A 7,341-nucleotide genomic window follows, 5' to 3' on the forward strand; every position below is an offset into this window, starting at 1 on the left:
ATGCGCGAGTGCCCCGATCCTTGCTGGCGAGCTGGAAGTCTTAGGGGGAAGGCGATGAAACATTCCGGGTCAGCACCAGAGTCGCTATATCCGGGTGGTTCGCAAGCTGCGGCCGATGCTGCCGGCTCCGCGACGATCGCTTCCGCGCCTGCCGCGACCGGGCGCATGGAACTCTACACCCAGAGAACCATGGTGAACTGGCTGAGCCCGCTACAGCTGCCGTTCACCGCCATGCGCGTTGCCGTGGCGATGGCAATCGGCGCCTTTGCCGACCAGCGCATGGTGCAGGCGGCACTCACCACGCTGAATCCGAATCCACCGCTCCCGGTGCCCGCTGACGAACACGGCGGTGTCTGGGTCGACTATCTGGCCGACACCGGCGACGGTTGGGACTCGACCTACTCCATGGCGTTGTGCGTCAGTCACGCGGTGACGCTGCGCGACCAAGGCGTGACGCTGCCGCGGGCAAAGGTGCTGCTGCTGGGTGGCGACCAGGTGTATCCGACCCCTGCCCATGAGGGCTATCGGACCCGCTTCGTCGATCCCTTCCGGGCGGCATTCCCTGCGCCGGTCGAGACCGCACACCCCGTATACAGTGACCAGCCGATCAAGTTGCCGGATGCGCCGTGGATGGTCGCCACGCCTGGCAATCACGACTGGTACGATGGCCTGCGTGGCTTTGCCCGCCTGTTCTGCAGCGGCAAGCCAGTGGGCGGCTGGGAGACACGCCAGCGCACTGGCTACTATGCCTTGCAGTTGCCCGACGGCTGGTGGATCTGGGGCCTGGACCTGCAACTGGAATCGGAAATCGACCGACCGCAGCGCGAGTACTTCCAGAAGATGCACACGGCGCTGCAGCCTGGCGACCGCGTCGTATTGTGCGCGCCGGAGGCCAGCTGGATTGACGAGATGGAGCGCGTGCGCCGCGGCGAGCGGCGGGCCGTGCCTTCGATCGAGGCCAAGACGCCGCGCTTCCGGAGCCTGAGCGAGATCGAGGGGATGCTGGGCGACCGGCTCGCGCTGGTGCTGGCCGGCAACTCGCACCACTACGCGCATTACGTGCCGCGAGCGGGCACGGCGGGACCGCATCGCATCACCTGCGGAGGCGGCGGCGCATTTCTTCACGGCACGCACCTGCTGCCAGATCCGCCGAGGCCTATCGTCGTGGGCCCGGCCAGACAGTTCTACGAGCTGAAGTCAGCGTATCCGGAACAGGCGGTCTCCCGGCAATTGCGCAATCGTGCGTGGCAGCTGCCTGCGCGCAACCTCTCGTTCTGTGCGCTGGTGGCGGTCCTGTACTTGCTGTTCGATTGGATCATTCAAAGCGCGAGCCTGGTATCTGTTCCCGGGCGCGATCAACGCAGCTTCGTCGACAGGCTGGCCGGCCTCGAAATGACATTCGGGAATACCGGCGAGGTGTTCCATCAACTGTTCCGGGTCATGGCGCACAGTCCGGCGTCGGTGGTGTTCGCAGCGGCCATTGTCTTTACTTGCGCTGCGCTGTCGCCCAGGGATGTCAGGCGCGGCGTCCGGCTCGCGTGCGTTGTCGGCGCGTTGCACGGGCTGCTGCACCTGGCACTGGCGGTCGCGCTGCTATGGCTCGTCTTGCGCCTCAACTTCCATGTCTTTGGCGCGGACAACGCGCCCCCCGTGTTGCTGTTTCTGGTCGAGGCCATGCTGCTGGGCGGCGCCCTCGGCGGCCTGCTGTTTGGGGTCTGGATGGTGTTGGGCAATGCCCTGTGGCGTCTGCACCCCGAGGAGGTGTTCTCCTCCCAGCGCATCGCCGATTACAAATGCTTCCTGCGGATGCGGTTCGAGGGTGGGCAATTGACGATCTACCCGCTCAAGCTGGAGAAGGTCTGCCGGCATTGGAAGCTGGGCGAGGGCGTCAAGCAACTGGCGAAGGTCAACAGCACCTGGCGCGTGCGCGCGCAACCCGGCGCGGCCGGCCCTCGCTTCGTGCCTGCAGACGGCCAGGTATCGCCGCCGGAGGCGGTGCGGATGATCGAGGAGAAGCCAATCATCATCCAACGACAGGGAGCGTCATGATGGGCAATACGCTTGCCTACGACGTCGTCGTCATCGGCAGCGGCTTCGGTGGCGCGGTCTCGGCCTGCCGGCTGGCGCAGGCCGGCCGCAAAGTGCTGGTGCTGGAACGCGGCCGGCGCTGGAGCCCCGCGACTTACCCGCGCGACGAGAGCGACCCCTGGCTGTGGAACCAGGAGCGCGCCAACCGCTTCAATGGCTGGGCCGATATCCGGACCTTCTCCGACGTATGGGTCATCGCCGGGGCCGGGGTCGGCGGCGGCTCGCTGATCTATGCCAACGTTTCCGTGGAAGCCAAGCCGGAAGCGTTCCAGCAGGGCTGGCCGAAAGAGGTTACCTATGCCGGCCTGCAGGCCCACTATGAGGAGGTCGGACGCATGCTCGCGGTGAGCGAAGTGCCGGATAACCAGTTGAGCGAGCGGACCCGGCTGTTGCGCGAGGGCGCGGAAGCCTGCGGATGGGGCGGGCGCTTCCGCAAGTTGCCGCTGGCGGTGACGTTTTCCGAGCATTGGGATCCCACACGGCAAGACCCCCGCGATGACCGTCATTCACAGACATTCCTGAACCAGCACGGCAGGTTGCAAGGCACTTGCGTTCACTGCGGCAACTGTGACGTGGGGTGCCAGGTATCGGCCAGGAATACGCTGGACCTGAATTACCTGGCGGTGGCTGAAGACAATGGCGCCGAAATTCTTCCGTTGCACCTGGTAGACCGGCTGGAGCCCCTGCAGCAGGGCTGGCGCGTAGGCTTCAGGAAGATCGATCCGGCAAACGAAACGACGAGCCCTGGCACAGTCACGGCCGCCAGGGTGATACTGGCCGCCGGCTCTATCGGCAGCACCGAGCTTCTGCTGCGCTGTCGGGACGAACATCGCACCCTGCCCGGGCTTTCGCCGCGGTTGGGACATGGCTGGGCGCACAATGGCGACTTCGTGACGCCGGCCTACTATGCCCACAGGACGATCTCTCCGTCTCATGGCGTAACCATCTCCGCCGCGATCGACCTGCTGGACCACAGCGGCCCGAACGGACAGGCGCTCTTCGTGGAGGACGGTGGAATCCCTAATCTCGCAGGCAACTTCATTCGGCGCCATATGAAGCGAACGCGTTCCCGCAAGCTGCGCGCCGTGTGGAAGGAGGTCGGGGGACTGTTTGACGACGGCGACCCGGTCGAGCAGATGATGCCCTGGTTCGGGCAAGGCGTGGACCCTGGCGATGGCCAACTGAGGCTGGGCCGCACGTGGTACGCACCGTGGCGCCGTGTGCTGCGGCTCGACTGGTCTTATCAGGCCTCGGTGGCCGTCATCGAGGCCATGATTGCAGCCCATACGCAGCTCTCGGCAGCGACTGGCGGAGATCCGTGGGTGCCGCTCACCTGGCGACGGTGGCACAACCTGATCACGCCGCACCCGCTGGGCGGCTGCAATATGGGGACGTCCGCCGCGGACGGGGTCGTCGATGCATGGGGCCGGGTATTTGGCTGCGAGGGACTGTATGTCATGGACGGTGCGATCGTCCCGCGTCCGCTCGGCCTGAACCCTTCGCGCACCATTGCGGCGCTCGCGGAGCGCAATGTGGCGATGCTCTTGCGCGAGCAGGATTGAATCTCTTCGCCGACCATGGACCATCGACACCTTCAACCCGGCACGCTGTGGCCGGCTGTCTTGCACCGGACGGCGCACGCCCTGCAGAGCGGGGCATTGTGCCCGATCGAAACTGCCCAGGTGGCGATCGAGGACGGCGGCATGCGGTTTCTGGTCCGCCAGGTATCGAGCCTGGCTCGCAAGGACAAGGCACACACGACGAGCAGCGCCGGGGGCAATCCATTCCTGCCCTATGACCCGGAACTGTTTGTTGCGGATATCTCCGACACCCATGCGGCCTTGCTCAACAAGTTCAATGTCATCGCGCATCATCTGCTCATCGTCACCCGGCGCTTCGAACCGCAGGAATGCCTGCTGACCGTGGCTGACTTTGAAGCGCTGCTGGCTTGCATGGCGGAGTTCCCGAGCCTGGGTTTCTACAACGGCGGGGCCGCCGCGGGAGCGAGCCAGGCCCACAAACATCTGCAGATCGTGCCGTTGCCGTTCGCCGAGGGTGGCCCGGCGCTGCCAATTGACCCCTTGCTGGCGTCGGCGCGGATCGCCGGCGCCATCGGTACCATTCCCGGCCTGGCATTCGCGCATGCGTTCGCGCCGCTGGATCTGTTTGCGGCACCCGTCGAAGAGGTGGCGCGCACGGCGTGCGAGCGCTACCGCGCGCTGCTTGATGCGGTTGGGGTGCGGGCGGTCGGTGTCGAGGGCGGGCTGCACCAGTCGGCGCCGTACAACCTGCTGGTCATGTCCGCAGGGCTGTTGCTGGTGCCGAGATCCGGGGAGTGCGTGGAAGGCATATCGGTCAATGCCCTGGCGTTCGCCGGTTCGCTTTTCGTCCGGGATGCAGCGCAGATGCGGACCATTGAGGGCCTTGGCCCGATGCGTCTCCTGCGGCGAGCGGCGGCAGCCGCAGGGCAGGGCGGGGCAGCCGCCTAGCTGCCCCTGACGCGACCCTACGCGGCCTGATTCGCAGCCGGCTGCCGCGCGGCCGCTTTCTGCCCGGCATGCTTGCTGCGCCGGGTTGCACGCAGCACCAGCAGCACCACTGGCAGGATCAGCACGCCCTTGATCAGTTCCGGGTCCAGCGGGAGGTGCACCGCATGCAGCGCCTTGAGCCCCGTACCCGCCAGCGACAGCACGTAGTAGGAAATGGCCGCGACCGACAGGCCTTCGACCGCGTGCTGCAGCCGCAGCTGGCTGCGCGCGGTCTGGTCCATGCCTTCGAGCAGGCGCGTGGTGTCCTGCTCCTGCGCCAGGTTGACGCGCGTGCGCAGCAGGTCGAGCGCGCGCGCCACGCGGCCGGCAAACTGCTCGTGCCGCGCCCAGACCGACCTGCACGTCTCCATGGCAGGCGCGAAGCGGCGCTCCATGAATTCGGCGATGGTCGGTATGCCTTCGATGCGCTCTTCACGCAATTCCTGGATGCGCGCCAGCACCAGCTTCTCGTAGGCGCGCGACGCGCTGAAGCGGTTGCCGGATTCCGCCAGTGCCTCGATGCGGACCGCCAGGTGCGTCAGCCGCCCCAGCAACTCGGCATCGTGGCGGCCGCCCTGGCTGGTGTCCATGCTGCGCATCAGCGGCGCGAGCGAGCGCTGCAGGTTGTCCACGCTGCGGCCCAGGTCACGCGCCACCGGCAAGGCCAGCAGCGCCATCATCCGGTAGGTCTCGATTTCATACAGCCGCTGCAGCAGCCGTCCGCCTTGCACTTCGCGGAAGCCGTTGTCGATGACCAGGAAGCGCGAAAAGCCGTCGGGCGGGATGGTCCAGTCGCAGAACACCTCACCGCCGCCCAGCACGTGGCTGCCCGCCAGGATGGGGCCGTCGATCCATTGCCTCACGTTGTCGCGGGCATGGGCCGCGGCCTCGCCCGAGACCAGTTCCATGCGCAGCGCCACCAGGCGTTTGCCGGCGAAGCTGTCGAACCAGTCGGCCGGGATATGGGAGGTGGCCAGGTCGGAGAAGTAGTCCGCGTCACCACGGCGCGCCACGAACGTGAAGGTGGAGAACTCGGTGTGCCGCTCCCACTTCAGTTGCTTGTCATCGCCCCATCGTCCTGAATAGTGGGTCACGCCGTCGGCTGGGTCTTCCAGCCCGGTCAGCCGGCACAAGGAGGCCAGCAAGGCATGGTGAACGGCGGTATCGCCGTCGGCATAGATGGCGAAGTGCGTCAGCGAGGCGGAGCCGCCGATGCGCAGGAAGGGGCGGGCATGCAGTTCGCGCGCAAGGCTGTCGCGCAAGGGGTGGTCCATGATCGGCTGTGGCATAGGTCGTCAACGTTTTTGGCCAGTATGCCCGAGGGCCAATAATTAAGAAAAACGCGTAATATTGATCTGTTGCTTCAGTTTTTCTGATACCAATGAAAGCGCTTGACCTCGATGTGCTGGCCATGATGGTGGCGGTTGCCGATACGGGCAATATTTCCCGTGCAGCGGAACTCGTGCACCGGTCGCAGTCGGCGGTCAGCATGCAGATCAAGGCGCTCGAACAGGCTTTGGGCAAGCCACTGTTTGTGCGCAAGCCGAGAAACGTGGTGCTGACCCTGGAAGGCGAAGTACTGCTGGGCTTCGCGCGCCGCATGCTGGCCCTGCGCGACGAGGCCTGGGCGGCCGTGGTCCGCCCCGACGTGACCGGGCGCGTGGTGCTCGGCATGCCGGACGACTATGCCTCATCCCTGCTGCCCGCGATCCTGAAGAAGTTCTCGGCGACCTACCCCAAGGTCGAGATCCAGGTCATTGGCTTGCCGAGCGTGGCCCTGGCGCCCATGGTCAAGGACGGATCGGTCGACCTGGTCTGCGCAACGCGAGTGAAGGGGTTGTCCGGCGAGTTCATCCGGTTGGAACCGATGGTGTGGGCCGCATCGCCGGGGGCGCACGAAATCTGGAACGAGCGGCCGCTGCCCATTGCCGTGTTCCAGTCGGGCAGCGTCGCCCGCGACATTGCGATCCGCAGCCTGGAGCAGGCCAGGATCGCCTATCGCATGTCCTATGAAAGTCCCAGCCTGCTCGGCCTGCTCAGCATGGTCGAAGCGGGACTGGCAGTGGCGCCGCTCGCGCGATGTGCAGTCCCGGCGCATTTCACCATCCTTGGCCAGGCCCACGGGCTGCCCGAGCTAGCCGGGCTGGAACTGGTGCTGGCGCGCAGTGCAAAGTCGAAGCGGCCGCCTTGCGACTTCCTCGCTGAACAGATCCTGTCCGAGTTGCAGCGCTGGCAAGCTTAATGTGGCGATTGCCCTCGTCGGCAGGTCTTGGTCGGCGTGATCAAGTGACAAAAGAGGCTCTTCGAGGTTCTTTTCAAAAACGCTTGCAAGGCAGGCATCCAGGCATTAATATTCGCCCCCTCGTTCGCAAGGCACCGCGCAGCGGGGCTGGGAAAGACTGGCAAGGAGACTTGCCAGGATTAACTCGACTCGCAAGAGTGAGCCTCCCAGGATAAAGAATTTCTCGAAAATGATTGATTAATCGCAGAAGCTTCTTTATAGTCTCGTTTCTCCGCTGCAGACAAAACGCAGCAACGCAAACGGCAAAGCCGGATGCGGCCCGAAAGGGCGGGCTCTTTAACAATCAAACAACCGATAAGTGTGGGCGCTTGATAACGGATGCGGAAGACTTCGGTCTTTTAGCTTTACAAGTTATACAGTGCTCGCACAGCAAAACGTGACTGGATCTTCGGATCTGGTCAGTCAGTTTTCTGAGAGTGAGCG

The 7,341-nt window shown here is 65.0% G+C and carries 5 protein-coding genes; 4 read left to right on the forward strand and 1 reads right to left on the reverse strand.

The genetic code is table 11. The features are described 5' to 3' along the window. Positions 1-165 precede the first annotated feature (165 nt). The 3 genes from AC3WON_RS30685 to AC3WON_RS30695 are packed head-to-tail and all read left to right on the forward strand — an operon-like array spanning position 166 to position 4,577. A complete protein-coding gene (locus AC3WON_RS30685; RefSeq protein WP_492353441.1) occupies positions 166-2,049 on the forward strand; it encodes a preprotein translocase subunit YajC in 1,884 nt (627 codons plus the stop codon). Then, positions 2,046-3,650 carry a GMC oxidoreductase gene (locus AC3WON_RS30690; protein WP_492353442.1) on the forward strand — a complete coding sequence of 535 codons (1,605 nt, stop codon included), beginning with the start codon at positions 2,046-2,048 and terminating at the stop codon, positions 3,648-3,650. Before AC3WON_RS30685 ends, AC3WON_RS30690 begins: the two co-directional genes overlap by 4 nt. Positions 3,651-3,665: 15 nt before the next feature. Continuing rightward, positions 3,666-4,577, forward strand: a complete 912-nt coding sequence (locus AC3WON_RS30695; RefSeq protein ID WP_492353443.1) for an ATP adenylyltransferase family protein — start codon at positions 3,666-3,668, stop codon at positions 4,575-4,577. Between the two features lie 17 nt (positions 4,578-4,594). Here AC3WON_RS30695 and AC3WON_RS30700 read toward each other — a convergent pair whose 3' ends face one another. Next, positions 4,595-5,890 carry a DUF3422 family protein gene (locus AC3WON_RS30700; protein ID WP_492340326.1) on the reverse strand — a complete coding sequence of 432 codons (1,296 nt, stop codon included), beginning with the start codon at positions 5,888-5,890 and terminating at the stop codon, positions 4,595-4,597. A gap of 107 nt (positions 5,891-5,997) precedes the next feature. Between AC3WON_RS30700 and AC3WON_RS30705 the strand changes: the two genes are divergently transcribed. Continuing rightward, positions 5,998-6,858, forward strand: coding sequence for a LysR substrate-binding domain-containing protein (locus AC3WON_RS30705; RefSeq protein ID WP_492320261.1), 861 nt, complete (start codon positions 5,998-6,000; stop codon positions 6,856-6,858). The last annotated feature ends 483 nt before the right edge of the window (positions 6,859-7,341 follow it).

Source organism: Cupriavidus sp. FW305-46, from assembly GCF_058787075.1.

Coding starts and splice junctions, on each gene's coding strand:
- AC3WON_RS30685 (WP_492353441.1), top strand. CDS start 166: ATGGAACTCTACACCCAGAGAACCATGGTGAACTGGCTGAGCCCGCTA.
- AC3WON_RS30690 (WP_492353442.1), top strand. CDS start 2,046: ATGATGGGCAATACGCTTGCCTACGACGTCGTCGTCATCGGCAGCGGC.
- AC3WON_RS30695 (WP_492353443.1), top strand. CDS start 3,666: ATGGACCATCGACACCTTCAACCCGGCACGCTGTGGCCGGCTGTCTTG.
- AC3WON_RS30700 (WP_492340326.1), bottom strand. CDS start 5,890: ATGGACCACCCCTTGCGCGACAGCCTTGCGCGCGAACTGCATGCCCGC.
- AC3WON_RS30705 (WP_492320261.1), top strand. CDS start 5,998: ATGAAAGCGCTTGACCTCGATGTGCTGGCCATGATGGTGGCGGTTGCC.